General features: G+C 71.8%; 23 protein-coding genes and 1 pseudogene. 21 read left to right on the forward strand and 3 right to left on the reverse strand.

What is annotated here, in order from left to right; genetic code table 11:
- The first annotated feature begins 74 nt into the window (after positions 1–74).
- From DEJ34_RS06535 to holA, 4 genes and pseudogenes are all read left to right on the forward strand, one after another.
- Positions 75–269 carry a hypothetical protein gene (locus DEJ34_RS06535; RefSeq protein WP_146234044.1) on the forward strand — a complete coding sequence of 65 codons (195 nt, stop codon included), beginning with the start codon at positions 75–77 and terminating at the stop codon, positions 267–269.
- Positions 270–401: 132 nt separating this feature from the next.
- Positions 402–1145, forward strand: a complete 744-nt coding sequence (locus tag DEJ34_RS06540; protein ID WP_110899961.1) for a ComEA family DNA-binding protein — start codon at positions 402–404, stop codon at positions 1143–1145.
- A 911-nt stretch (positions 1146–2056) separates the two neighbouring features.
- Positions 2057–3082: pseudogene (locus DEJ34_RS15745) on the forward strand (ComEC/Rec2 family competence protein); the annotation flags it as partial.
- Positions 3083–3921: 839 nt separating this feature from the next.
- Positions 3922–4941, forward strand: a complete 1020-nt coding sequence (holA, locus tag DEJ34_RS06545) for a DNA polymerase III subunit delta (protein ID WP_110825304.1) — start codon at positions 3922–3924, stop codon at positions 4939–4941.
- 268 nt (positions 4942–5209) lie between these two features.
- Here the strand turns inward: holA and rpsT are convergent, their stop codons facing one another.
- The gene (gene rpsT, locus DEJ34_RS06550) at positions 5210–5470 is read right to left on the reverse strand and encodes a 30S ribosomal protein S20 (protein ID WP_110910930.1); all 261 of its coding nucleotides are present in this window, start codon (positions 5468–5470) and stop codon (positions 5210–5212) included.
- A gap of 191 nt (positions 5471–5661) precedes the next feature.
- On the opposite strand from rpsT, the gene DEJ34_RS06555 reads away from it, so the two are divergent.
- The 3 genes from DEJ34_RS06555 (at position 5662) to DEJ34_RS06565 (ending at position 9375) form a co-directional block, all read left to right on the forward strand.
- The gene (locus DEJ34_RS06555; protein ID WP_110899962.1) at positions 5662–6801 is read left to right on the forward strand and encodes a pyridoxal phosphate-dependent aminotransferase; all 1140 of its coding nucleotides are present in this window, start codon (positions 5662–5664) and stop codon (positions 6799–6801) included.
- 85 nt (positions 6802–6886) lie between these two features.
- Positions 6887–8734: a translation elongation factor 4 gene (lepA, locus tag DEJ34_RS06560; RefSeq protein WP_110889635.1), complete on the forward strand. Its 1848-nt coding sequence runs from the start codon at positions 6887–6889 to the stop codon at positions 8732–8734.
- Positions 8731–9375, forward strand: a complete 645-nt coding sequence (locus tag DEJ34_RS06565; RefSeq protein ID WP_258367534.1) for a DUF1990 domain-containing protein — start codon at positions 8731–8733, stop codon at positions 9373–9375. Before lepA ends, DEJ34_RS06565 begins: the two co-directional genes overlap by 4 nt.
- 98 nt (positions 9376–9473) lie before the next feature.
- Here the strand turns inward: DEJ34_RS06565 and DEJ34_RS06570 are convergent, their stop codons facing one another.
- Positions 9474–10184: an HAD family hydrolase gene (locus DEJ34_RS06570; protein WP_181419592.1), complete on the reverse strand. Its 711-nt coding sequence runs from the start codon at positions 10182–10184 to the stop codon at positions 9474–9476.
- 29 nt (positions 10185–10213) lie between these two features.
- Here DEJ34_RS06570 and hemW point away from each other — a divergent pair, with 29 nt between their 5' ends.
- Positions 10214–11431, forward strand: coding sequence for a radical SAM family heme chaperone HemW (hemW, locus tag DEJ34_RS06575; RefSeq protein WP_110910950.1), 1218 nt, complete (start codon positions 10214–10216; stop codon positions 11429–11431).
- A 13-nt stretch (positions 11432–11444) separates the two neighbouring features.
- On the opposite strand, the gene DEJ34_RS06580 is transcribed toward hemW, so the two are convergent.
- Positions 11445–11963, reverse strand: coding sequence for a DUF4870 domain-containing protein (locus tag DEJ34_RS06580; RefSeq protein WP_258368243.1), 519 nt, complete (start codon positions 11961–11963; stop codon positions 11445–11447).
- A gap of 123 nt (positions 11964–12086) precedes the next feature.
- On the opposite strand from DEJ34_RS06580, the gene hrcA reads away from it, so the two are divergent.
- The 13 genes from hrcA to leuA all read left to right on the forward strand — a co-directional run bounded on the left by hrcA (position 12087) and on the right by leuA (position 25533).
- A complete protein-coding gene (gene hrcA / locus DEJ34_RS06585) occupies positions 12087–13109 on the forward strand; it encodes a heat-inducible transcriptional repressor HrcA (protein ID WP_110825310.1) in 1023 nt (340 codons plus the stop codon).
- A 51-nt stretch (positions 13110–13160) separates the two neighbouring features.
- Positions 13161–14273 carry a molecular chaperone DnaJ gene (gene dnaJ, locus DEJ34_RS06590; protein WP_110825311.1) on the forward strand — a complete coding sequence of 371 codons (1113 nt, stop codon included), beginning with the start codon at positions 13161–13163 and terminating at the stop codon, positions 14271–14273.
- Positions 14273–15037: a 16S rRNA (uracil(1498)-N(3))-methyltransferase gene (locus DEJ34_RS06595; RefSeq protein ID WP_110910929.1), complete on the forward strand. Its 765-nt coding sequence runs from the start codon at positions 14273–14275 to the stop codon at positions 15035–15037. The genes dnaJ and DEJ34_RS06595 overlap by 1 nt, the downstream gene beginning before the upstream one ends.
- A gap of 75 nt (positions 15038–15112) precedes the next feature.
- A complete protein-coding gene (locus DEJ34_RS06600; RefSeq protein WP_110889639.1) occupies positions 15113–15466 on the forward strand; it encodes a histidine triad nucleotide-binding protein in 354 nt (117 codons plus the stop codon).
- On the forward strand, positions 15417–16511 hold the full coding sequence (locus tag DEJ34_RS06605; protein ID WP_110910928.1) for a PhoH family protein: 1095 nt from the start codon (positions 15417–15419) through the stop codon (positions 16509–16511). The genes DEJ34_RS06600 and DEJ34_RS06605 overlap by 50 nt, the downstream gene beginning before the upstream one ends.
- Positions 16508–16969 (forward strand): rRNA maturation RNase YbeY, encoded by a 462-nt coding sequence (gene ybeY / locus DEJ34_RS06610; protein WP_110825315.1) that lies wholly within the window; start codon positions 16508–16510, stop codon positions 16967–16969. The genes DEJ34_RS06605 and ybeY overlap by 4 nt, the downstream gene beginning before the upstream one ends.
- Positions 16970–16974: 5 nt before the next feature.
- Positions 16975–18297: a hemolysin family protein gene (locus DEJ34_RS06615; RefSeq protein WP_110910927.1), complete on the forward strand. Its 1323-nt coding sequence runs from the start codon at positions 16975–16977 to the stop codon at positions 18295–18297.
- A complete protein-coding gene (era, locus tag DEJ34_RS06620) occupies positions 18294–19232 on the forward strand; it encodes a GTPase Era (protein WP_110825316.1) in 939 nt (312 codons plus the stop codon). The genes DEJ34_RS06615 and era overlap by 4 nt, the downstream gene beginning before the upstream one ends.
- Positions 19233–19318: 86 nt before the next feature.
- Entirely contained in the window at positions 19319–20560 is a 1242-nt protein-coding gene (locus DEJ34_RS06625; RefSeq protein WP_110900115.1) for a sensor histidine kinase, read from the forward strand.
- Positions 20557–21252 carry a response regulator gene (locus DEJ34_RS06630; RefSeq protein WP_110889640.1) on the forward strand — a complete coding sequence of 232 codons (696 nt, stop codon included), beginning with the start codon at positions 20557–20559 and terminating at the stop codon, positions 21250–21252. Before DEJ34_RS06625 ends, DEJ34_RS06630 begins: the two co-directional genes overlap by 4 nt.
- A gap of 108 nt (positions 21253–21360) precedes the next feature.
- Positions 21361–22110, forward strand: a complete 750-nt coding sequence (locus DEJ34_RS06635) for an ABC transporter ATP-binding protein (protein WP_110899969.1) — start codon at positions 21361–21363, stop codon at positions 22108–22110.
- Positions 22107–23501 (forward strand): ABC transporter permease, encoded by a 1395-nt coding sequence (locus tag DEJ34_RS06640; protein ID WP_110825319.1) that lies wholly within the window; start codon positions 22107–22109, stop codon positions 23499–23501. Before DEJ34_RS06635 ends, DEJ34_RS06640 begins: the two co-directional genes overlap by 4 nt.
- Positions 23502–23763: 262 nt before the next feature.
- Positions 23764–25533, forward strand: coding sequence for a 2-isopropylmalate synthase (gene leuA, locus DEJ34_RS06645; protein WP_110899970.1), 1770 nt, complete (start codon positions 23764–23766; stop codon positions 25531–25533).
- Positions 25534–25674: the final 141 nt, after the last annotated feature.

The raw sequence follows: 25674 nt of genomic DNA on the forward strand, positions 1-25674 counted from the left end.
GTCGTCGCCGTGTGCCGGCCGAGACCGAAGTCCCGGCCGGGACCGACCAGCGCAGGGACCGGTGCGGTACCGACGTGGAGCCACAGCGACCGTGGCCGCGGTGGTTCGCCCTGACCACGATGGTCTCGTCGAGCCTGCTGCTGCTCGTGGGCATCGTGAACGCGGTCCTCAACACGGCGAACATCAGCTCGTGGCTGTTGGTGGTCCTCGTGATGCCCATCACCCTGCGCCGAGCCGTGTGGAGCCTGCGGAACCAGGACGAGCGTTGAGACCGCAGGTCCGTCCCAGCGTGTCAGGCGTCGAGCAGAGGGCGTCCCTCCACTTCTGACCGGGGAGCGGCGGTCGTCCACAGGCGCACCGTTCGGGCCGGATCCGGGAACCGGGCTCCGTAGCGTTCCGGCATGTCCCGCTTCGCGCTCTCGCCCCGTGCCGCCCTGGTGCTCGTCGGCGTCGTGGTGCTGGTCGCGGTCGGCGTGGTCTGGCTGGGCGGGGGCGCCGACGGCGACGGCAGCGTCGGCACGGGCGTGACGGTGGTGTCGGGCGCGCCGACGGTGGCCGCGTCCGACGACGGAGCTGCCGCTGCGCGGTCGACCGGGACACCGGTCGAGCCGAGCCTGCCGGCCTCGAGCGGTGCCGCGGGTGCGGGAGCGTCCGTGCCGGACACCGTCGCCGTCGTGTACGTGGTCGGGGCGGTGGCGCATCCCGGTGTGGTGCGGGTGGCCGCGAGCGACCGGGTCGCCGATGCACTCGACGCGGCCGGGGGAGCCGCGGCGGACGCCGACCTCACCCGACTGAACCTGGCGCGGCCCGTCGTCGACGGTGAGCGGCTGTACGTCCCCCGCGTCGGGGAGACCGAGGTGCCCGCCGAACTCCCGGCAGGCGGTGGCGGCGGAGGTGCGACCGGGCCCGGATCCGGAGCTGGAGCCGGGGCGGACGGGGGATCGCCAGCGGGCGCGGTCGTGGACCTCAACACCGCCGATGCCACGACGCTCGAGACGCTCCCCGGGATCGGTCCGGCCATGGCCCAGCGCATCCTGACGTGGCGGGAGGAGCACGGCGGCTTCCAGGCCGTCGAGGACCTGCTCGAGGTCAGCGGCATCGGCGACGCGCGCTTCGCCGAGCTCCGGGACCGGGTGCGGGTGTGAACACGAAGACGACGGGTGCGAGCACGGGGTCGACGGGTGCGAGCACGGTATCGACGGGGGTGCAGACGCCTCGGACGGCGCCGCACGAACCGCGCGCACGCGACCTCGACGTCCACGGTGCCGTCCCGGTCGGGGCTGGCCGGGGGCAGCGCGCCTCCGTGGCCGACCTCCGGCTCGCCGGGCCGGCCGCAGGCACGTGGGTCGTCGTCGCGCTCGTGGTCGGCGCTCCCCATGCAGCTGCCTGGGTCGGTGCGGTGGCGGCCGCCGTGGCAGTGGTGGCGCTCGTGACGGTCGTGCTCCGACGCCGGGAGAGACCGGCGCGGTCGGGCAGCCTCGCCGTCGACCGACGACCCTCCGGACCGGGTGTGACCGCCTCGGTGCGGGCAGTGGCGGCCCTGGTGCTCACGGCCGCGCTCCTCGTCGCTCTGGTGTCCGTGGCGGTCGCGGTGGGCCAGGGACGACGAGAGCCAGCGGCGGTCCGCGCCGTGTCTGGCCGGACCGTCCACGCGCAGGTGCGCCTCGACCGTGACCTCCCGCCCGCGGACCGGTCCGTGGTCGGGACGCTCCTGGCGGTCGGAGCGCGCACCCCGCGGCACGACGGCCTGCGCGTCCCGGTCCGGATCGTGCCCGCGCTCGACGAACCGCGTCGGGAGGCGCTCGCGGCCGGGTCGGTCGTCCAGGTGCGCGGTCAGCTCGAGGCCGACGAGCCCGGAGCGCCGACGGTGTTCGTCCTCTTCGTCCGTGGTGACCTCGGTCCGGCCGCACCGCCGCACGGCCTGCTCGGCGGCACCGCAGTCGCCCGGTCCGCCTTCGTCGCCGTCACCGCCGACCTGCCGGAACCCGGTGCCGCACTGCTCCGCGGGTTGGCCATCGGCGACCGGTCCGGACTCGACGCGGACACCGAGCGGGCCATGGAAGCCGCTGCCCTGACCCACCTCACTGCCGTCTCCGGGTCGAACTGCGCCGTCATCGTCGCGTTGGTGGTGCTGCTCGGACGGGCGTTCGGTGCTCCTCGTGCGGTGCGTGCCGGCGCTGCCGTCGTGGTGTTGCTCGGGTTCGTGGTGCTCGTGCGGCCGGACCCGTCCATCACCCGGGCATCAGTGATGGCCATCGTGGCGCTCGTCGTGCACGTGACCGGGCGCCCGGTACGCGGTGTACCGCTCATCGCGCTCGCTGCCATCGGGATGCTCGTCGCCGACCCGTGGGTGGCGCGGTCACCCGCGTTCGCGCTCTCGGTCCTGGCGACCTCCGGGATCGTGGTGCTCGGCCCACCGCTGACGGAGCTGCTCACGCGGCGGTTCTGGCCCCCGGTGGCCGCCGCGGTCGCCGTACCCGTCGCCGCACAGATCGCGTGCTGGCCAGTCACGGTCGCGCTGTCTCCCACGCTGCCGACCTACGCCGTGCCGGCCAACCTGCTCGCCGAGGTGCTCGCACCGGTCGCGACCGTCGTGGGGCTCGTGGCGTGCCTCCTCGCCCCGCTGTGGCCGTCCGGAGCGCAGCTCCTCGCGACCGTCGGGTGGGTCCCCGCTGCCGGCATCGGGGAGATCGCGGACCGCGCCGCGGCACTGCCGGCGGCCTCGGCCCCGTGGCCGGCTGCCCCGGTCGGGGTCTTCCTCGCGACCGTGGTTTGCGCCGTGCTGGTGGTCGCGGTGCTCCGTCCAGGGCGGGTCCGACGGCTGGCCTGCGTCGGAGCGGCGGTGACGGTCGTCCTCGGTGTCGGTGCGGTCACCGTGCCCGACGTGCTCGTCCGCAGTACGGTGCCGACGGGCTGGACCACCGCGATGTGCGACGTCGGCCAGGGCGACGCGACCCTGCTCAGGAGCGACGGGCAGACGGCACTGGTCGACACCGGCGACGACCCCGAGCGACTCCGGGCATGCCTCACCCTGCTCGGCGTCGAGCACATCGACCTGCTCGTCCTGACGCACTTCGACCGTGACCACGTCGGTGCGGTCGACGAGGTCGCGGGTGAGGTGGACATCGCCCTCGTCGGACCGGTCGGCCGGCCCGCGGACGTGCGCGTGGTGTCCGAGCTCCAGACGGCCGGTGTCGACGTCCGCCGTACCGCCGACGGGACCGGGGGCGTGCTCGGCGACCTGCGATGGCGGGTGATCTGGCCACCAGCGGGCGACGACCGTTCGGGCAACGCGGCGAGCATCGTCCTACGGATCGACCCGGCACCGGGCCGGCGTTGCCCGGGGTGCACGACGGCGCTGTTGCTCGGGGACCTGGGGGAGGACGCGCAACGGCGGCTCCTGCGGACGGCCCCACCGGAGACCCTGTCCCCGGTGGACGTCGTCAAGGTCGCGCACCACGGATCCGCCGACCAAGACCCGGACCTCTACCGCGTGCTCGCCGCCCGTGTCGGATTGATCGGCGTCGGGGCGGACAACGACTACGGGCACCCGACGGAGCGGGCGCTGGAGATGCTCGTCGATGCCGGTACCACCCCGTACCGGACGGACCGGTCGGGCACGATCGTCATCCGGGGCGGAGAACCGACGGACGGGGGCGACGGTGCCGATGACGGTGCTGCCGGAGGAAGCGACGGTCCGGCCGGTCCTCGCCCGCTCGAGGTGTGGACCGAGCGCCACGATGACGACGACGGTCCGGACCAGGGCATCCGCCGCACGGGCAGCAGGCCCGCAGCCCCGGTCTCCGTCGTCGGCCCGGGCCGTCGGCTGACGCCCGTAGGATCGAGGCGACCCCGACCGCTCCTGCCGACCGTGCAGCGGGAGGGCCGGCGTCGCCGCCCAGCACCACCGGAAGGACCCGCATGCCCGCCAAGAAGCCCGCGCGCGCCGCAGCGAAGATCGACCAGGTCCCGTGGTCGGCGATCCGTCCCGCCCCGGTCGTCCTGGTCACCGGTGCCGAGACCTTCCTGGCCGAGCGCTCGATCGGCATGCTGCGCGACCTGCTCGTCGGTGAGGACCCGGCACTCGAGGTCCACGACCTCGAGGCCGACCAGTACGCCCCGGGCCTGCTGGCGACCCTGGCGAGCCCGTCCCTGTTCGGCGAACCCCGTCTCGTGCGCGTCACGAACGTCGAGAAGTGCACGGACGCCTTCATCACCGAGAGCATCTCGTACCTCCAGGGTCCCGCCGACGACGTCACCCTGGTGCTCCGACACGGTGGGGGAGTGCGGGGCAAGAAGCTCCTCGACACCATCCGCAGCGGGGTCGGCGGCGGCATCGAGGTCCAGTGCGACGAGATCAAGCGCGACACCGACCGGATCGACTTCGTCAACGCGGAGTTCCGTGCCGCCCGTCGGAAGATCGCGCCGTCGGCGGTGCGGACGCTCGTCGCCGCGTTCGCCGACGACCTCGCCGAACTCGCCGCCGCGTGCCGGCAGCTCCTCGCCGACGAAGCCGACGAGATCACCGACCGCACCGTCGACAAGTACTACGGCGGCCGGGTCGAAACGAACGCCTTCAAGGTGGCGGACATCGCCCTCGCCGGTCGGTCCGCCCCGGCGATCGTCGAACTGCGGCACGCCCTCGCGACCGGTGAGGCCCCGGTCCCGATCGTCGCCGCCTTCGCGAGCAAGATCCGCACGATGGCGAAGGTGAGCTCCTTCCGCGGCTCGAGCGGACAGGCTGCTTCCGCGCTCGGCCTCGCGCCGTGGCAGGTGCAGCGCGCGCAACGGGACGTCGCCGGGTGGAGCGAAGCCGGCCTCGCGAACGCGATCACGAGCATCGCCGAGGCGGACGCCGCCGTGAAGGGCGGCTCCCGTGACGCGCACTTCGCCCTCGAGCTCATGGTCCGCACCATCGCCCGGCGCGGCGAGGCCCGCTGACGCCTCCGGGCCTCCCGGCCGAGCGCTGGCGCCGCCCGCACGCCGCCGCGCCCAGCCGCGGTTCCGTCCGGCAGCGCACAACGACTTCCCGTTCGAACCGCTGATCCCCGTGGTGTGGACCGGATGCGGCGGGCGGAAACCAGTTGACGCCGCGCGGCCGCACCGCACCGCACCGCACCGCACCGCGGCCGCACCGCACCGCAGCACCCCGGGAACGACGAAGGCCCCGCACCACCGGTGCAGGGCCTTCGGTCGTCAGCGACTCAGATCAGAGCGCGAAGACCTTCTTCGCGATGGCCGACTTGCGGTTCGCGGCCTGGTTCTTGTGGATGACACCCTTGCTCACGGCCTTGTCGAGCTTCTTCGCGGCGAGCGACAGGGCGGCGACGGCCTTGTCCTTGTCGCCCGAGGCGATGGCCTCGTTGGTGTGACGGATGTACGTCTTCAGCTCCGACTTGTACGCCTTGTTGCGGTCGGTGGCCTTCTGGTTGGTCTTGATGCGCTTGAGCTGCGACTTGATGTTCGCCATGCGTGTTGCTCCTGGTTTCGTCTCGGACGGGTGGTTGCGATCCCGGGTAGAGGGGCCCTTCGTCGCATCGCGTTCCACCCGTGGGCGACGGAACGCGTAAGCCAGCCAGCAACGTTACCAGGCCGACCCCGCGTCACCAAAGCGCAACACGTCGGACACGCGGCGGGATCGTGACGGGTTACGGTGACGGGATGCCGTCCCTCGCGCCCCGCATCGACACCGTCCCGCCCTCGGGCATCCGCCGGGTCTTCGAGCAGGCGTCACTCCTCGACGACGTGACGATGCTCGTGATCGGCGAGCCGGACGTCCCGGTCGCGAAGCACATCGGTGACGCCGCCCGCCGCGCATGGGCCGAGGACCGCACCGACTACGGCCCGAACGGCGGCATCCCGCAGCTGCGCCAGGCGATCCAGGAGAAGCTCCGGCGCGAGAACCGGGTGGACGTCGACCTCGAGCAGGTGTGGGTGACGGTCGGGGCGACGCAGGCGCTGTTCACCGCGATGACGCTCGTGCTCTCGCCCGGGGACGAGGTCCTCGTGCCGGATCCCGGGTACACGACCTTCACGATGAACGCGCACATCATCGGTGCCGACCCGGTGCCGTACCAGTTGTCGCCGGCGCACGGTTTCGAGCCCGACCTGGCCGCCCTGGAGGCGCGGATCACCGACCGCACGCGCGCCATCGTCGTCAACTCGCCGTCCAACCCCCTCGGCTCCGTCTTCGGCGAGCAGACGCTGCGGGACCTGCTGGCCCTCGCGAAGCGCCACGACCTGTGGGTGATCAGCGACGAGGTGTACGAGTACTTCACCTACGGCACCCGGCACGTCAGCCTGGCGTCGCTCGACGAGGACGACCGGGTGTTCTCGGCCTTCTCGCTGAGCAAGACGTACGCGATGACCGGCGTCCGGGTCGGGTACCTCGTGACCCCGAAGGGCCTCGGTCCGACGATGCGGACCGTGCAGGAGTCGATCATCAGCTGCGTGGCCGAACCCGACCAGTGGGCCGCCCTCGCGGCGATCGTCGGCGACCACTCGCCCGTGCAGGACGCCCGCGAGCACTACCGCCGGAACCTGGAGGTCGCCACCGGCGTGCTCGACGCCGCCGGCATCCGGTACAACGACCCGAAGGGCGCGTTCTACCTCTGGATCGACGTGTCGCACGCGACGGACGGGGACGTCGCCGAGTGGGCGCTCGCGTTCCTGCAGCGTGAGCGGGTCGCCGTCGCACCGGGCAGCGCGTTCGGTCGGACCGGCGAGGGCTGGATCCGCGTCTGTCTCGCGGCGACGCCGGAGGACCTCCGTCGCGGTCTCGGGGCCCTGCCGACGCCCTGACCGTCCACGGACACCCGCACACTGCGCGCCGCCGAGGCGCGAGCATGGGACAATCGTCGGACCGTCCGACCCACCCCGAGGAACCGTGAGCCCACAAGCATCTGCGCCGCTCGAGCCCGCCTCGACGCCGGCCGCCGCGATCCGCAACTTCTGCATCATCGCGCACATCGACCACGGCAAGTCCACGCTGGCCGACCGCATGCTGTCGATCACCGGCATCGTCGAGGACCGGGCGATGCGTGCGCAGTACCTCGACCGGATGGACATCGAGCGCGAGCGCGGCATCACGATCAAGTCCCAGGCCGTCCGCATGCCGTGGGAGCTCGACGGCGAGACCTTCGCGCTGAACATGATCGACACGCCGGGCCACGTCGACTTCTCGTACGAGGTGTCCCGCTCCCTGGCCGCGTGCGAGGGCGCGATCCTGCTCGTCGACGCCGCACAGGGCATCGAGGCCCAGACGCTCGCGAACCTGTACCTGGCGCTCGAGAACGACCTCGAGATCATCCCGGTCCTCAACAAGATCGACCTGCCGGCCGCCGAGCCGGAGAAGTACGCCGCCGAACTCGCGCAGCTCATCGGCGGGGAGCCGGAGGACGTGCTGCGGGTCTCCGGCAAGACCGGACAGGGCGTCGCGGAGCTGCTCGACCGCGTGGTGCGGACCGTCCCGGCGCCCGTCGGCACGGTCGACGCCGCACCCCGCGCGATGATCTTCGACTCCGTGTACGACAGCTACCGCGGTGTCGTGACGTACGTGCGCATGATCGACGGTTCGATCAAGCCGCGCGAGAAGGTCCAGATGATGTCGACCAAGTCGACGCACGAGATCCTCGAGATCGGGGTGTCGAGCCCGGAGCCGACGCCGACCAAGGGGCTCTCCGTCGGCGAGGTCGGGTACCTCATCACCGGCGTGAAGGACGTCCGCCAGTCCAAGGTCGGTGACACGGTCACGAGCGCGCAGCGTCCGGCGACCGAGGCACTGTCCGGGTACACGGACCCGAAGCCGATGGTGTTCTCGGGCCTCTACCCGATCGACGGCAGCGACTACCCGGTGCTCCGTGAGGCGCTCGACAAGCTGAAGCTGTCCGACGCTGCGCTGGTCTACGAGCCGGAGACGTCGGTGGCGCTCGGCTTCGGCTTCCGCTGCGGCTTCCTCGGCCTGCTGCACCTCGAGATCATCACCGAGCGGCTGCGGCGCGAGTTCGACCTCGACCTCATCACGACCGCGCCGAGCGTGGTCTACGAGGTCACGACCGAGGACAACACCGTCACCGAGGTCACGAACCCGTCGGAGTTCCCGACCGGCCGCATCGTCGAGGTCCGCGAACCGATGGTCCGGGCGGCCATCCTCGCCCCGAAGGACTACGTCGGCGCGATCATGGACCTCTGCCAGCAGCGGCGCGGGTCGCTGCTCGGCATGGAGTACCTCGGCGAGGACCGGGTCGAGATCCGCTACGAGATCCCGCTCGGCGAGATCGTGTTCGACTTCTTCGACCAGCTGAAGAGCAAGACGCAGGGCTACGCCAGCCTCGACTACGAGCCCACCGGCGACCAAGCGGCCGACCTCGTGAAGGTCGACATCCTGCTGCAGGGCGACCAGGTCGACGCCTTCAGCGCGATCGTGCACCGTGAGAAGGCCTACGCGTACGGCACGCTGATGACCGAGCGTCTGCGGAAGCTCATCCCGCGTCAGCAGTTCGAGGTCCCGATCCAGGCCGCGATCGGCGCCCGCATCATCGCCCGCGAGAGCATCCGCGCCATGCGCAAGGACGTCCTGGCGAAGTGCTACGGCGGTGACATCACCCGGAAGCGCAAGCTCCTCGAGAAGCAGAAGGAGGGCAAGAAGCGCATGAAGACCATCGGTCGGGTCGAGGTGCCGCAGGAGGCCTTCATCGCGGCGCTCTCCGGTGACGTGGAAGAGAAGAAGAAGTGAGCCGCGGGCAGCACCGGACCGCCCTGACGTACGGCGCGGTCGGCGCGACCCAGGCCTCGGACCTGATGACCTACCCGCCGGAGGGCTTCACGCCCGCCGAGTCCCGCGCCCGCATCGGGCACGGTGACCAGCGCTTCGAGACCGCCGTCATGCAGGCGCTGACGTGGCAGATCCAGGAGCGCAGCGGCATGGGCGTGCGGGTCGAGGACGCGCCCGAGGACGACGAGGTGCGGTACAACCCGGTCACGTTCGACGAGCACGGCGTCCCGATCGCCCCGGCCTCCATCGGGTCGGCCCGGGTCGAGCGGACCACGCCGGACGGCACCCCGCTCGTGACGGCGGGCACGACGGCGACGCTGACGATGCACGCGTTCGGGCAGACGGTGCACGCGCCGGTGCGGGTCGTGGCGATCATCGACGAGCGCGACCGGAAGGGCTTCGCCTACGGCACCCTCGAGGGGCACCCGCTGTCGGGCGAGGAGTCCTTCGTCGTCGAGCGCACGCCGGACGGGTCGGTGTGGCTGCAGGTCCGGCAGTTCTCGCAGCCGGCGAGCCGGAAGTGGCGTTTCGTGGCCCCCCTGGTGCGCCGCCAGCAGCGCGTGATGGCCGAGAAGTACCTCGCCGCCCTGCGCGGCGACTGACCAGGCCGTCACCCACCCGGGCGACCCACCTGACGGACCGACGTCGGGCCTCCCGGCCTGGAGGCCCGCAGCGGGTCCGACGCTCCGGTCACCCCTCCCTACGCCAGCGGCGCGAGACGCGCGATCGCGTCCTCGATGAGGCGTGCGTCCGCGACGCAGTCGCGGGCGACCGCCACAGCGCTCGTCGCCCGGAGTGCGTCGACGTCGTAGACGCCGGTCGCGACCGCGAGGAACGGGATCCCGACGGCGTCCGCGGCCTCGCCGTCGCGGGGCGTGTCGCCGACGATCACCGCCCGGGTCCCGCTGAGTGCGGCGGCCGCGAGGGCCGTCACCCCGGACCGCTCGACCTGCTCGTCCCCGAAGTACGAGTGGTCCCAGTCGAAGGCGTCGACGTCGAAGCCCGCGCCGAGCAGCTTGATCCGGGCACGGTGGGCGGAGTTGCCGGTGAGCAGGCCGTTCCGCCAGCCGATCGCGGCGAAGTGCCGGACGAGGTCGATCGCGCCCGGGGCGGGTGTGCGGCGGTCCCCGGACCGGTGACGCTCCTCCGACAGGTCGCGCAGGTGGCCGCTCACCGTCGGCACGAGCTCGTCCTCCAGATGGTGCGCTCGGACGTGCTCGACGATGATGCCGGCGTCGGTCCGGCCGTGCTGGTGGCCGACGAGCAGCGGCAGGTCGCGGCCGAGCGCCCGCTCGAGCGCCAGGTGGTACAGGTTGCCCGGTGACGCGGCGTTGCGCACGAGCGTGCCGTCGATGTCCCACAACACCGTGGTGGGGACGGGGGCCGGGGGAGTGACGGGCTGGTGCTCCATGCCGTCCATGATGACGGAGAATGGACCCCATGCCGAGTGCTCTCCCGATCGCCGACCCCGCTCCCGCGGACGGACTGGTCGAACCGGCCCCCGGCACCGGCGAGGTCCCCTTCGGCGTCTACGTCCACGTGCCGTTCTGCCGGGTGCGCTGCGGGTACTGCGACTTCAACACCTACACCGCGTCCGAGCTCCGCGGGGTGCGGCGTGACGACTACGCGGGGCACGCGCTGCGGGAGATCGCCTTCGCCGACCAGGTGCTCGAGCGCTCCGGCGTTCCGCGCCGCCCGGTCTCGACGGTCTTCTTCGGCGGTGGCACCCCGACGATGCTCCCGGCGTCCGACCTGGCGATGATCCTCAGGGCGATCGACGACACGTGGGGCATCGTCCCCGGGGCCGAGGTCACGACCGAGGCGAACCCGGACTCCGTCGACGCCGACTCGATCGCGACCCTGCAGCGGGCTGGCTTCACGCGGATGAGCTACGGCATGCAGTCCGCGGTCCCGCACGTGCTGGCGACCCTCGACCGCACGCACGACCCCGAGCGGGTGCCGGTCGTCGTCGACCTGGCGAAGCAGCAGGGCCTCGACGTCAGCCTCGACCTCATCTACTCGACGCCGGGGGAGTCCCTCGACGACTGGCGGACGTCGCTCGACGCCGCGATCGCCTGCGCGCCGGACCACGTCTCGGCGTACTCGCTCATCGTCGAGGACGGCACCGCGATGGGCCGCGCGGTCTCGCGGGGGCAACTCCCCGCACCCGACGACGACCTCGCCGCGGACATGTACGAGCTCGCCGACCGGGTGCTCCGGGACGCCGGGTACGACTGGTACGAGGTCTCGAACTGGGCGCGCGGCCCGCAGCACGCGAGCCGGCACAACCTGTCCTACTGGAAGGGCCACGACTGGTGGGGCGTCGGCCCCGGTGCGCACTCGGCGGTCGCCGGGACGCGCTGGTGGAACGTCAAGCACCCGGCCGCGTACGCGAACCGGGTGCTGCAGGACGTGTCGCCGGCGGCCGGTCGCGAGACGCTGGACGCCGAGACACGGTACGTGGAGCGCGTGCTGCTCGCCGCGCGGGTGCGCGGTGAGCTGCGCATCGACGAGCTCCGCCAGGAGGCCCGGAGCCGCGTCGCCGGGCTCATCGCACGTGGGCTCGTGGACGGTCGGGCTGCGCTCGGCGGCTCCCTGGAGCTGACGTTGCAGGGCCGCCTGCTGGCGGACGCCGTCGTGCGCGACCTGCTCGACTAGCTCCCGGACGAGGTCAGGGCTTGAAGAACTCGATCGAGAGCGGGTACTTGTAGAACTGGCCCTGGTTCGCGGCGATGGCCGCCATGATGCCGAACACGATCGACACGATCGCGGCGGCCGCGATGACGAGGAACCCGATGCCGAGCACGGACGTCAGGCCGCCGGCGAAGTAGGCGATGGCCATCGTGATGTGGAAGTTCAGTGCCACCCGGGTGTGCTCGCGGACGAACTGTCCGCGGTCCCGCAGCACGAGGTAGGCGACGAGCGGGACCAGGATGTTGAAGAAGATGCCGCCGACGTGCGTCAGGGTCGCCCAGAGGCGCTGGTCCTCGGGGGTCATCGGCTGCGGCGGCTGGTACCCGGCCGGGTACTGCTGCCCGGGGCGCTCCCACCCGCCGTACTGCTGACCGTTGCCGGGCTGCTGCCCGCCGGGGTGCTGCCCACCGGCGTACTGCCCTCCGGGGTACTGCCGTCCGTCGGGCTTGCCGTCCCGGTGCTGCTCGGGGCCGCCGGGCTCCTGTCCGTAGCTCATGCCCGCAGCGTACCGAGCCACCTGTGCAGAAGTCCCGCGACGTCGGCGGTCAGGCGTAAGATCAGCACTCGACCGGTGAGAGTGCCAGCCGGTCGCAGGTCAGCACGAGCGGAAGGGGAACCGATGGTCAGCGAACGCAGTCTCGAGGTCCTCAAGGCCATCGTGCGCGACTACGTCGCCTCCCGTGAGCCCGTCGGCTCGAAGACGATCGTCGAGCGGCACGCCTTCGGCGTGAGCGCGGCCACGATCCGGAACGACATGGCGCAGCTCGAGGACGAACAACTCATCATCGCGCCGCACACCTCGTCGGGGCGGGTGCCCACCGACAAGGGCTACCGGGTGTTCGTCGACCACCTCGCGGCCGCACGACCGCTCTCAGGTGCCCAGCGTCAGGCGATCGAGACCTTCCTCGGTGCGTCGAACGACCTCGACGACGTCCTCACCCGGACGGTCCGGCTGCTGAGCCAGTTGACGAACCAGGTCGCGCTCGTGCAGTACCCCACGATGGGTCACGCCCGCGTGCAGCACGTCGAACTGGTCCGTCTCGCCGACACCCGGCTCATGGTGGTCCTCATCACCGACACCGCACGGGTCGAGCAGCGCGTGATCGAGACCGACGTCCCGTTCGACGAGTCCGCCCTGACCGAGGTGCGGTCCGTCGTGAACGGCGCCACGGTGGGCCTGCCGCTGCAGGATGCACCGCACGCGCTCCGGGCCATCCCCGGTCAGCTCCGTCCGGAGGTCCAGCCGCTCGCCGGTGTGGTCGTGGCGAGCCTGGTCGAGCAGGTCGCGGCGAACCGTCAGGACCGCCTGCTGATGGCCGGCGCGGCGAACCTGGCCAAGAGCGAACAGGACTTCTCCGGCGGACTCTTCCCGGTGCTCGAGGCGATCGAGGAACAGGTCACCCTGCTCCGCTTGTTCGGGGAGATGCAGGTCGACGACATCGCGGTCGCGGCGAGCATCGGTGCCGAGAACGCGGAGTACGGTCTCGACGCGACGAGCATCGTCGCGGGCGGCTACCTCGCCGCGCGCGGTGAGATCGCCAGACTCGGCGTCCTCGGTCCGACCAGGATGGACTACGGCACGAACATGGCCGCTGTCCGAGCGGTCGCCCGCTACCTGTCGCGGCTGCTCGGCGAGAACTGACCGCCGCGTCCGTCACCACCCCCGCCCACCCACGCACCCCCTGAGGAACACTTGGCAGACCACTACGACGTCCTCGGCGTCCCGCGCGACGCCTCCGATGCCGACATCAAGAAGGCGTACCGGCGGCTCGCGCGGGAACTCCACCCCGACGTGAACCCGAGCCCCGACGCGGCAGAGCGCTTCAAGGACGTCACGCACGCGTACGACGTCCTGAGCGACCCGGAACAGCGTCGTCGCTACGACGCCGGTGGGCAGGACAGCCCCTTCGGCGGTGGGGGCGCCGGCTTCAGCGACATCTTCGACGCCTTCTTCGGGGGCGGCGGCGGCGGTGGCGGCCGGGGGACCGGTCCGCGCAGTCGTGCCGAGCGCGGCGGCGACGCCCTGCTCCGGCTGGAGGTCGACCTCGACGAGGTCGTCTTCGGCACGCACAAGGACCTCGAGGTCGACACGGCGGTCCTCTGCGACACGTGCGGTGGCTCGTGCTGCGCGCCCGGGACGAGTCCGCAGACGTGTGACATCTGCGGCGGCTCCGGACACATCCAGCGCCAGGTCCGCTCGCTCCTCGGCAACGTCGTGACGAGCGCCCCCTGCGGCACCTGCCGCGGCTACGGCACCGTGATCCCGAACCCCTGCCCGACCTGCCAGGGCCAGGGCCGTGTCCGGGCCCGTCGGACGGTGCCGGTGGACGTCCCCGCCGGCGTCGACACCGGTCTCCGGCTGCAGATGCCCGGCCAGGGCGAGGTCGGTCCCGCCGGCGGTCCCGCCGGTGACCTGTACCTCGAGGTCCGGGTGCGCCACCACGACGTGTTCAGCCGCGACGGCGACGACCTCCTCGCCACGCTCGAGGTGCCCATGACGGACGCGATCCTCGGCGCTACGACGACCATCGACGGGCTGGACGGTCCGGTGGAGCTCGAACTCCGTCCGGGCGTGCAGAGCGCCGACGTCCTGGTGATCAAGGACCGCGGCGTCACGAAGCTGCGCGGCTCTGGCCGTGGCGACCTGAAGGTCGGCGTGCACGTGGTCACCCCGACCAAGCTCTCGCACAAGGAGCGGCAGCTCGTCGAGCAGTTGGCGAAGACGCACAAGGCCGGCGCCCCGCAGCTGTCCCGCTTCCAGCAGGGCATGTTCGGCAAGCTCCGCGACCGGTTCTTCAACTTCTGATGGCCTCGCTCTACCTCGTCGACGCGCTCGACGACGTCGCCGTGGGCGCCCGGGTGTCGCTCGACGGCGCCGAGGGTCGGCACGCGGTGACGGTGTCGCGGGTCCGCGTCGGCGAGGAGCTCCGCCTGTCGGACGGCCGGGGCACGGTCGTCACGGGACCGGTGGCCTCGGTCGGCAAGGACTCGCTGGTCCTGACGGTCGAGGCGGTGGAGGTCGACGAGGCCCCGCGGCCGTCGCTGACCCTCGTGCAGGCCCTCGCGAAGGGCGGACGGGACGAGATGGCGGTGCAGGCCGCGACCGAGATCGGCGTCGACCGCGTCGTGCCGTGGGCGGCCGCCCGCAGCGTCTCGCGGTGGGACGGCCCGAAGGTCGAGAAGGGCCGGGCCCGCTGGGCGGCCATCGCGCAGGAGGCGTCGAAGCAGGCGGTCCGGTCACGGGTCCCGCAGGTGCTCGCTCCGGTGACCACGGCGCAGCTCGCCGGAGGGGCAGGAGCCGCTCCGGCGGCACCCGGACGGGAGGCGCGGCGCACGCTGGTCCTGCTGGAACCGACCGCGACGGTCCGGTTGGCCACCTGGGAACCACCGGCGGAGACGGACGAGATCGCGCTCGTCGTCGGCCCGGAGGGCGGCATCGACCCGTCCGAACTCGAACGGCTCGAGACGGCCGGCGCCGTCCGGGTGCGCCTGGGCGACACCGTGCTGCGGACCTCCACCGCCGGACCGGCCGCCCTCGCGGTGCTGCAGGCACGGCTCGGACGCTGGTGAGCGGCCACCGCGTTGATCGGACCCGGCTCGGACGGCGGAGGGCATGGCGTCGGTTGCGCGTTCTACGATGGTGCCATGACCAGCACCGAGCCCAGCGTCTTCACGAAGATCGTCGCGCGTGAGATCCCGGCCACGATCGTCGCCGAGGACGACCGCATCATCGCCTTCGAGGACATCGCGCCGAAGGCCCCGGTCCACGTGCTCGTCGTCCCGAAGACCCAGGAGTACGCGACCGTGAGCGAGCTCGCGAGCGCGGACCCCGGACTGCTCGCCCACGTCGTGGCGACCGCTCAACGCATCGCTGACGAGCGTGCGGGCGGTCAGTTCCGACTCGTGTTCAACTCCGGCGAAGCCGCCGGTCAGACCGTGTTCCACGTGCATGCGCACGTACTCGCAGGAGACCTGCAGGAAGGCACCCTTGCCAGCTGACGAACCAGCCACCACCGAGCCGGAGTCCGTCTCCGAGCCCGTGTCCGTCTCAGAGCTCACCGTCGACGGCATCGCCATGGTGCAGTTGCTCGGGCCGCAGGACCGCCTGCTGAAGACCGTCGAGCGCCAGTACCCGAGCGTGACCGTGCTCGTGCGCGGCAACGAGGTCTCGCTGTCCGGTCCGGAGCGTGACGTCACCCGCGCGCGTGCGCTCGTCGACGAACTCGTCGGCATGGTCCGGCGCGGGCAGGACATCGGCCAGTCGGACATCCCGAACTCGGCCCGCATCATCGACGCGGACCGCAGCCCGTCCGACGTGTTCGGCACGCCGATCGTGTCGAGCCGCGGCAAGTCGGTCCGTCCGAAGACGGACGGGCAGCGGGCGTACGTCGACGCGATCGACGAGAACACCATCACGTTCGGCATCGGGCCGGCCGGTACCGGCAAGACGTACCTGGCGATGGCGAAGGCCGTCCAGGCCCTCCAGCGCCGTGAGGTCTCCCGGATCATCCTCACCCGCCCCGCGGTCGAGGCCGGTGAGCGGCTCGGGTTCCTGCCGGGGACGCTGACCGACAAGATCGACCCGTACCTCCGCCCGCTGTACGACGCGCTCAACGAGATGATGGACCCGGAGCTCGTCCCGAAGCTCCTCGCCGCCGGCACGGTGGAGGTCGCACCGCTCGCCTACATGCGCGGGCGGACGCTCAACGACTCCTTCGTGGTGCTCGACGAGGCGCAGAACACCACGCCCGAGCAGATGAAGATGTTCCTCACCCGTCTGGGCTTCGGCTCGAAGATGGTGATCACGGGCGACATCACGCAGGTCGACCTGCCGGGCAACGTCTCGGGGCTGCGTCTCGTGACGCGGATCCTGCGGGACGTCGAGGACATCCACTTCGCCCGTCTCGGCAGCGAGGACGTGGTCCGCCACACCCTGGTCGGGAAGATCGTCGACGCCTACACGGTCCACGACGAGGAACGGCTCGCCGAGCAGGCCGCGAAGCGCTCCGAGCACCAGGACGACCGCCGAGGAGGCACCCGGTGAGCATCGAGCTCAACAACGAGTCCGGCGTCGCGGTGGACGAGGACACCGTCCAGCGCCTCGCCGCCTTCGCGCTCGACGCCATGCACGTGCACGCCGACGCCGAGCTCGCGATCGTCTTCGTCGACGAGGGCGCGATGGAGCAGCTGCACATCCGGTGGATGGACGAGCCCGGCCCCACCGACGTCCTGAGCTTCCCGATGGACGAGTTGCGTCCCGGCACCGAGGACGAGCCGACGCCGGCCGGGCTCCTCGGTGACATCGTCGTCTGCCCGCAGGTGGCCGAGGAGCAGGCGCGGACCGCGGGGCACTCCACCCTCGACGAGATCCTCCTGCTCACCTGCCACGGCATCCTCCACCTGCTCGGGTTCGACCACGCCGAGCCGGACGAGAAGGCCGAGATGTTCGGCCTGCAGGGCGAGATCCTCCGCGGTTTCGCCGCCCAGCGTCGGGGGCGGTGACCGCAGTGCTCCTCGTCACCGGTCTGCTCGCGGTGGCGTTCGTGCTGGTGGTCCTCGGTGGACTGCTCGCGGCCGCCGACTCCGCGCTCTCCGTGCTGTCCCGCGCGGACCTCGAGGAGATCGCCCGCGGGAGCAAGCGCCGCCGTGCCGTCGAGGCGCTGGCGGACGACCCCGGCGCGCACGTCAACGCCCTCAACTTCTTCCGCGTGCTCGCCGAGACGGCCGCCGCGGTCCTCGTGACGATCGCCCTCGTCCGGGTGACCGACACGTGGTGGGTCGCGCTGATCCTGTCCGCGGCGATCATGACCGCGGTGTCCTTCGTGCTCGTCGGCTCGAGCCCGCGCAGTGTCGGTCGCGCGCACGCCGGGGGCATCATCGCCGCGACGGGCGGACTCGTCCGCGGTGTCCGCATCGTGCTCGGTCCGCTCGCCGGGCTCCTCGTGGCGATCGGCGACCGGGTGACGCCGGGCCGGGTCCGGAGCGCCTCCAGTGTCTCGAGCGAGGAGCAGCTGCTGTCGCTCGTCGACGAGGCCACGGAGAGCAACGTGCTCGAGGCCGACGACCGCGAACTCATCCACTCGGTCTTCGCGTTCAGCGACACCCTGGTCCGCGAGGTGATGGTGCCGCGCACCGACATGGTGACGGCCGACGCGCACGACACGGTCGCCGCCGTCATGGAGCAGTTCCTCGCCACGGGCGTGTCCCGGATGCCGGTGACCGGTCGCGACAGCGACGACGTGCTCGGCGTGGCGTACCTCCGCGACCTCGCCCGGGCCCTGTACGAACGGCCCGAGGTCGGGTCGCGGTCGGTCCGCACGATGCTCCGACCGGCGGAGTTCCTGCCGGAGTCGAAGCCCGCGGACGACACCTTGCGCCACATGCAGCTCGCGAAGAACCACCTCGTGCTCGTGGTCGACGAGTACGGCGGGGTCGCCGGCCTGGTGACGATGGAGGACCTCATCGAGGAGCTCGTCGGGGACATCTCGGACGAGTACGACCGTGCCGTGGTCGACCGCGCCGAGGTCGAGCCGGGGCGCTGGCGCATCTCGGCGCGGCTCCCGATCGACGAGCTCGGCGACCTGTTCGGCATCGAGCTCGACGACGACGACGTCGACACGGCCGGCGGTCTGCTCACGAAGGAGCTCGGCCACCTGCCGTCCGCGGGGGACACCGTCACCGTGTCCGGCGTCGTGCTCACCGCCGACCGCGTCGAGGGCAAGCGGCGCCACCTCATCACGGTGCTCGCCGAGCGCACCACCGACCTCGCGTCGGCCGAGCAGGCCTTCGGCGACACCGACACCACCACGACGGGAACACGAACCACATGACGGACCCCGGAACCGACGCCGCCCCCGAGACGACCACCCCCTACCGTGCGGGGTTCGTCTCCTTCGTCGGCCGTCCGAACGTCGGCAAGTCCACGCTGACGAACGCCCTGGTCGGGCAGAAGGTCGCGATCACGTCCTCGAAGCCGCAGACGACGCGCCGCGCCATCCGCGGGATCGTGCACCGGCCGAACGGACAGGTCATCGTCGTCGACACCCCCGGGGTGCACCGGCCGCGCACGCTGCTCGGTGAGCGGCTCAACGACCTCGTGCAGTCGACGCTCGGCGACGTCGACGTCATCGGCTTCTGCGTGCCGGCGAACGAGCCGATCGGCCCGGGCGACCGCTTCATCAACGACACCCTCGACCAGTACCCGCGCGCTCGGAAGGTCGCGATCGTCACGAAGATCGACCGTGCCGGCAAGGAGAAGGTCGCCGAGCAGCTGCTCGCGGTCTCGCGACTGCGCGAGTGGGACGCGATCATCCCCACGTCGGGCACCGAGGGCCTGCAGCTCGAGGACCTCCTCGACGAGGTCGTGTCGCTGCTGCCGGAGTCGCCGCAGCTGTACGACGACCAGGCCGTGACCGAGGAGACCGACGAGGAGCGCATCGGCGAGCTCATCCGGGAAGCCGCGCTCGAGGGCGTGCGGGACGAACTCCCGCACTCGCTCGCGGTCGTCATCGAGGACGTCGTCGAGCCGGACGCGGACGACGACCCGGACGGCCCGCTGCGGGTCTTCGCGAACCTGTTCGTCGAGCGGGACAGCCAGAAGGCCATCGTGATCGGTCACAAGGGCGGTCGGCTCAAGGACGTCGGCACTCGTGCGCGCGTCGAGATCGAGGGGCTCCTGGGGCGGCACGTCTACCTCAACATCCGCGTGAAGGTCGCCAAGGAGTGGCAGCGGGACCCGAAGCAGCTCGGACGCCTCGGGTTCTGACCCGGACCAGGCCGATGCGGACCGCGGAGCAGGGGTCATCCCGTCGTCGGACGCGCGCGACGCATCCCGCCGCCTACCGTGGTCAGGTGTTCCGTCCGATGCTCCGCAACCAGGTCGTGGTCGACGTCCTGATCGCCCTCTTCGCCGGCGGGGTCTTCGCCGTGCTGTCGGTCGGCGGGGTCGACCAGGTCGTCATCCTCGCGGCCATCGGCGGCTTCGTCGTCGCGCTCGCGCTGCGGCGGTCCGCTCCCGGTCTGGCGCTCGCGCTCGCGTGGCTGACCGCGGTGTTCCAGATGGTGACGGCGCAGCGCGGCAACCTCTTCGACATCATGATCGCGGGCGTCATGTACACGACGAGCGCGTACGGCGGTCGGAAGACCCGCGTCGCCGGGCTCGTGTCGGCCGTCCTCGGGAGCGTGGTCGCGGCGGTCTACTCGGCGGCCCAGGAGTGGGCCCGGCAGGTCGACTACGGGTCCTCGCAGGCCGACGCGTGGGACCAGACGCTGAAGACGCTGCTGGCGTACCTCGTCATCGTCCTCGCCGTCCTCCTCCTGCCGTGGCTCGGTGGTGTCGTCGCCCGCGCCCGGCGTGCCGCGGGCATGAGCCGGGAGGCGCAGCTGCTCGCCGAGCGTGACGCCGCCCGGGCCGACCGCGCCGTGGCGATCGAGCAGGAACGGGTCCGCATCGCCCGCGACATGCACGACATCGTGGCGCACTCACTCGCGGTGGTGATCGCCCAGGCCGACGGCGCACGGTACGCCCTGCGCGCCGACCCGTCCCTCGCCGACGAAGCACTCGGCACGATCGGGTCGACCGCACGTCGGGCCCTCGGGGACGTCCGCGAGCTGCTCGGAGCACTCCGCCACGAGCAGGGCACCGCGCCCACGCCGGACGTCGACGACATCGAACAGCTCGTCGGCCAGATGCGGGAGGTCGGCCTCGACGTGCAGGTCGAGCGCGAGGGCGACCCGTCCGCGCTGCCGACGACCACGCAGCTCGCCGTGTACCGCATCGTGCAGGAGAGCCTGACGAACGCGTACAAGCACGGCGCGCGCGGTGCACCCGTCCGGGCCAGACTGACCTACCGCCCGGACACGGTCGAGATCGCCGTCGTGAACCGCCGCGCCGAGGACGACCGACCGGGACCCGGTACCGGACACGGACTCGTCGGCATGCGCGAGCGTGCCACCATGTCCGGCGGGAGCATGACCGCGGGACCCCGAGGCGACGACTTCGCCGTCGAGGTCCGGATGCCCGCCCAACCCGCCACCGGGCAGATGCCCCGGGCCACGATCCCGTCCACCGATCAGGAGCGCAGCACGAGATGACCACCGCGGACAGCACGAGCAGCACCGAGCCGGCACGGATCCGCGTCGCCCTCGTCGACGACCAGGCACTCTTCCGCACCGGGATCCGGATGCTCATCGGGTCGCAGCCCGACCTGCAGTTCGTCGGCGAAGCGGGTGACGGCGCGGAGGGCGTGGAACTCGTCCGGCAGAGCCGCCCGGACGTCGTGCTCATGGACGTCCGCATGCCGGTCATGGACGGCATCACCGCCACGGCCAGGATCGTCGACAGCGGTGCGTCCGCCAAGGTGCTCGTCCTCACCACCTTCGACTTCGACGAAGCCGCCGCGAAGGCCATCCGGGCCGGTGCGAGCGGCTTCGTGCTGAAGGACGCCGACCCCGAGTTCCTGCTCGCGGCGATCCGCACGGTGCACGCGGGCACGACGGTGTTCGCGGCCTCGGCGACCCGCGAGCTCCTGCGTCGCTACGAGGACCCGGCAGAGCAGCGGCAGAGCGTGCCGCCCGCCTTCGCGGACCTGACGCCCCGCGAGCGCGAGATCTTCGACCTCGCGGCCCGGGGGTTCAGCAACGCCGAGATCGCGAAGCACGAGTACGTCAGCGAGGCGACCGTGAAGACCCACATCTCGCGGGTCCTGACGAAGCTCGAACTGCGGGACCGCGTCCGCCTGGTCGTCTTCGCCCACGAGTACGGGCTCGTCACCAAGGGCGACTGAAACATCATCCGTCAGGCGGACCCGGACGGGGGAACCGAGCCGAACGGATGACGGACGCGAGCCAGGCGACGGACGCGGGACGGTCCTCCCGGACGCGATCGTGGAGCCATGACCAACCACGCTCCGATCATCCGTCTCGACCACGTGTCCAAGCACTACGGTGACGCCTCGCGCCGGGTGACGGCGCTCGACGACGTCAGCGTCGACATCGGCGCGGGCGAGTTCACCGCCGTCATGGGCCCGTCCGGCTCCGGCAAGTCCACCCTCATGCACGTCGCCGCCGGACTCGACCAGGTGTCGTCCGGTCGCATCACCATCGACGGCACGGACATCACCGGCCTCGGCGACCGGGAACTCACCGAACTCCGTCGTCGCCGTCTCGGCTTCGTGTTCCAGTCCTTCAATCTCGTGCCGACGCTCGACGTCAGCGAGAACATCCGGCTGCCGTTCCTGCTCGGCGGCCACAAGCCGGACCGCGAGGAGTCGGTGTGGATCGACCGCCTCGTCGAGATGCTCGGCCTCGGCAACCGTCTCACACACCGACCCCACCAGCTCTCCGGCGGGCAGCAGCAGCGCGTCGCCATCGCCCGCGCGCTGGCCTCCCGACCCGCCGTCGTGGTCGCCGACGAGCCGACCGGCGCGCTCGACTCCCGCACCGGCCGTGACGTGCTCGCCATCCTGCGCGGTGCGGTCGCCGACTGGGGGCAGAGCGTCGTGATGGTCACGCACGACCCCGTGGCGGCGGCGAACGCGGACCGGATCCTGTTCCTGGCCGACGGCCGGATCGTCGCCGACCGCCCCGCGATGGCAGCAGCGGACATCTCCGCCACGATGCTCGGGATGGAGGCCGCCGCGTGAACGGGCTCCGACAGTTCGCTCCGACCGTCCTCGTCGCGGCGCTCGGCACGACGTTCGGCTCCGCGCTCGTCATCGCACCCGGCATCGTCACCGAGGCGATGGCGATGAGCCCGCTGGACGACGTCGCCACCGTCAAGGCGATCCTCTCGGTGATCGGGTGGCTCTTCCTCGGCATCGCCCTGTACGTCGGGGCGATCGTCACCGCCAACACGTGCGCGACCCTCATCGCCGGGCAGACCCGCGTCATCGCCCTGCAGCGGCTCGTCGGCGCCACGGGGGCGTCCATCCGGTCCCGCATCACCCGCACCGGGCTGCTCGTCGGGCTGGTCGGCGGGGTCGTCGGCGCCCTGGTCGGCACGGGGCTGTCGGCGGTGTTCGTGACCGTCCTCCGCGGGAACGGCTTCCTGCCGGACCGCTCGTACACCCTCGTGCCGTGGGAGCTCGTCCTGCCGGTGGTCGCGGTGGTCCTCGCGACCTGGGGCGCCTTCGCCGCGGGGTCGCGCCGCGTGCTCACGGTCACCCCGCTCGAGGCCCTGTCGTCGAGCGTCGAGCCGAGCCACGACGACGTCCGGTCCGGCACAGCGCGCAAGGTCTGGGCGATCGTCCTCATGTCCGGCGGCGCGCTCCTCGCCGTCCTCGGGCTCGCGCTGAGCGCCGTCACCCCGCTCGCCGTCCTGCCGGCGGCGCTCGGCGGCTTCGTCTCCTTCGCCGGGGTCGCCGTCGGCGCGACGATCGTCATGCCCCCGGTGCTGCAGGCGATCGGCCGGATCGGCGCGCACGACCCGGTGGTCCTGCTCGCCGGGCGCAACGCCATGCGTGCTCCGGCGCGGTCCGCCCGTGCCACCATCGGGCTCGTCATCGGCGTCACGCTGCTCGTGACCTTCGCCGTGGCGCTCGGCATCATGCAGCACGTCACCGAGTCGACCCTGTCCGGCGTGGACGGCATGACGCCCGCGATGCTCGAGGAGCAGCGGAGCTTCTTCGAGCAGCTCAACGCCGTCGTGAGCGTGATCGTCGGGTTCTCGGCCGTGATCGCCGCCGTCGGGGTCGTCAACGCCCTCGCGCTCGGCGTCCTGCAGCGCCGTCGGGAGCTCGGGCTGCTCCGCGTGCTCGGACTGACCGGTGTGCAGGTCCGTCGGATGATCGTCACCGAGGCCGTGCAGATGGTGGTCGCCGCCGTCGTCACCGGGCTCGTGCTCGGCACGTTCTACGGGTGGCTCGGCGGGCAGACGCTGCTCGGCGTGCTCGGCTCGGTCGTCACGCCCGTCCTGCCGCCGCTGACGATCGCGATCGTCGTGGTCGGGGCGCTCGTCCTCGCGGTCGTCGCGACGGTCGCGCCGGTGCGACGCGCGATGCGTGTGCCACCGACGGAGGCGCTCGCGGTCGACTGAGCGGCCGCCGGTCCGGTGCGACGCGCCAGCGGCGGCTCGGCCGTGCCGGACGGGAGGCCCACCACCGGACCGGTGGTGGGCCTCCCGTCCGTGCGCCTCCCGTCACACAGTGCGCCGGCGGCCACCTCCGGTGCTAGCGTGAACCCGATGTCCTCGGCACTCCTCCTCCTCCTTCGTCGCCGCGACGAGGCCTGACAACCGGCCCACCTCGTCGCGGAGTCCGTCGTGGCCGCTCCTGAACCACACCGACGAAAGCGAACCGATGCAGAACGCACAGCGCCCCTCCGGGATGCCGATCCACAAGTACGTCCCCTTCTCCGAGCAGATCACCGTCGACCTGCCCGACCGGACCTGGCCGACCAAGCGCATCGACCGCGCGCCGCGCTGGTGCGCCGTCGACCTGCGTGACGGCAACCAGGCCCTCATCGACCCGATGGACGCCGAACGCAAGCGGGCGATGTTCGACCTGCTCGTGCAGATGGGCTACAAGGAGATCGAGGTCGGGTTCCCGAGCGCCTCGCAGACCGACTTCGACTTCGTCCGGTCGCTCATCGACGAGGGCGCCATCCCCGAGGATGTCACGATCCAGGTCCTGACGCAGGCGCGCGAGCACCTCATCGACCGCACGTACGAGGCGATCGACGGCGCGAAGCAGGCCATCGTGCACCTGTACAACTCGACGAGCATCGTGCAGCGCGAGGTCGTCTTCCGCACCGACGTGCAGGGCGTCATCGACATCGCCGTCGCCGGGGCGCACATGTGCAAGGCAGCGGAGGCCCGGCTGCAGCACGGCACGACGGTCTACTACGAGTACTCGCCGGAGTCCTACACGGGCACCGAGCTCGAGGTCGCGGTGCAGATCTGCAACGCCGTGCTCGAGGTCTTCGAGCCGACCCCCGAGCGCAAGGTCATCGTCAACCTGCCCGCGACCGTCGAGATGGCGACGCCGAACGTCTACGCCGACTCGATCGAGTGGATGTCACGCCACCTCGCCCACCGCGAGGACGTCATCCTGTCGCTGCACCCGCACAACGACCGCGGCACCGCCGTCGCCGCCGCCGAGCTCGGCTACATGGCCGGTGCCGACCGCATCGAGGGCTGCCTGTTCGGCAACGGGGAGCGCACCGGCAACGTCGACCTGGTCGCCCTCGGGATGAACCTGTTCACGCAGGGCATCGACCCGGAGGTGGACCTGTCGGACATCGACCAGGTCAAGCGCACGGTCGAGTACTGCAACCAGCTGCCGGTGCCGGAGCGCCAGCCGTGGGCGGGCGACCTCGTCTACACCGCGTTCAGCGGGTCGCACCAGGACGCGATCAAGAAGGGCCTCGAGGCGCTCGAGGCCCGTGCGGCCGCCGAGGGCGTCGGTGTCGACGACGTCGTCTGGGCCGTCCCGTACCTGCCGGTCGACCCGAAGGACATCGGCCGCTCGTACGAGGCCGTCATCCGGGTGAACTCGCAGTCCGGCAAGGGCGGTGTCGCGTACCTGCTGAAGACCGACCACGCGCTCGACCTGCCCCGCAAGCTGCAGATCGAGTTCTCCGGGGTCGTGCAGCGGCGGACCGACGCCGAGGGCGGCGAGTTCACGTCCGAGCGGATCTGGGAGCTGTTCTCCGACGAGTACCTGCCCGCGCACGTCGACGACGACAAGTGGGGCCGCTACGAGATCACGAAGACCGCGACCTCGAGCGACTTCGACGGAACCACGAAGCTGTCCGTCGCGATGCGCGTCGACGAGGGCTCGGTCACGTCCGAAGCGGTCGGCACGGGTCCGATCGACGCCTTCCTCTCCGTGATGGCGGAGCAGGGCGTCGCCGTCACGCTGTACGACTACTCCGAGCACACGATGAGCGCCTCCGGGGACGCGAAGGCGGCGTCGTACGTGGAACTCGACGTCGACGGCGTCCGGCTCTGGGGCGTCGGGATCGACGCCGACATCGCCACCGCGTCGCTCAAGGCGATCGTGTCCGCGGTGAACCGTGCCGTGCGCGCCGGTGCGGCCTCCGGTGCGCCGGAGCTCGTCTCCGCGTAGCACCGCGGCGGACGGGAGGCGCGGTGCGGGTCCGCCCTGCGCCTCCCGTCCGTGCGCCGGTCCCGTCCGTGCGTTGAAGTCGCACGACCTGCCGCCCGGAGCGCGCCGGGCCGACACGTCCTGCGACCTGGGCGACCTGCG

It is taken from the genome of Curtobacterium sp. MCPF17_050, assembly GCF_003224435.2.
Lineage (GTDB): Bacteria > Actinomycetota > Actinomycetes > Actinomycetales > Microbacteriaceae > Curtobacterium.

Coding starts and splice junctions, on each gene's coding strand:
- DEJ34_RS06540 (WP_110899961.1), top strand. CDS start 402: ATGTCCCGCTTCGCGCTCTCGCCCCGTGCCGCCCTGGTGCTCGTCGGC.
- holA (WP_110825304.1), top strand. CDS start 3,922: ATGCCCGCCAAGAAGCCCGCGCGCGCCGCAGCGAAGATCGACCAGGTC.
- rpsT (WP_110910930.1), bottom strand. CDS start 5,470: ATGGCGAACATCAAGTCGCAGCTCAAGCGCATCAAGACCAACCAGAAG.
- DEJ34_RS06555 (WP_110899962.1), top strand. CDS start 5,662: ATGCCGTCCCTCGCGCCCCGCATCGACACCGTCCCGCCCTCGGGCATC.
- DEJ34_RS06570 (WP_181419592.1), bottom strand. CDS start 10,184: ATGGAGCACCAGCCCGTCACTCCCCCGGCCCCCGTCCCCACCACGGTG.
- hemW (WP_110910950.1), top strand. CDS start 10,214: ATGCCGAGTGCTCTCCCGATCGCCGACCCCGCTCCCGCGGACGGACTG.
- DEJ34_RS06580 (WP_258368243.1), bottom strand. CDS start 11,963: ATGAGCTACGGACAGGAGCCCGGCGGCCCCGAGCAGCACCGGGACGGC.
- hrcA (WP_110825310.1), top strand. CDS start 12,087: ATGGTCAGCGAACGCAGTCTCGAGGTCCTCAAGGCCATCGTGCGCGAC.
- DEJ34_RS06595 (WP_110910929.1), top strand. CDS start 14,273: ATGGCCTCGCTCTACCTCGTCGACGCGCTCGACGACGTCGCCGTGGGC.
- DEJ34_RS06600 (WP_110889639.1), top strand. CDS start 15,113: ATGACCAGCACCGAGCCCAGCGTCTTCACGAAGATCGTCGCGCGTGAG.
- DEJ34_RS06605 (WP_110910928.1), top strand. CDS start 15,417: ATGCGCACGTACTCGCAGGAGACCTGCAGGAAGGCACCCTTGCCAGCT.
- era (WP_110825316.1), top strand. CDS start 18,294: ATGACGGACCCCGGAACCGACGCCGCCCCCGAGACGACCACCCCCTAC.
- DEJ34_RS06630 (WP_110889640.1), top strand. CDS start 20,557: ATGACCACCGCGGACAGCACGAGCAGCACCGAGCCGGCACGGATCCGC.
- DEJ34_RS06635 (WP_110899969.1), top strand. CDS start 21,361: ATGACCAACCACGCTCCGATCATCCGTCTCGACCACGTGTCCAAGCAC.
- leuA (WP_110899970.1), top strand. CDS start 23,764: ATGCAGAACGCACAGCGCCCCTCCGGGATGCCGATCCACAAGTACGTC.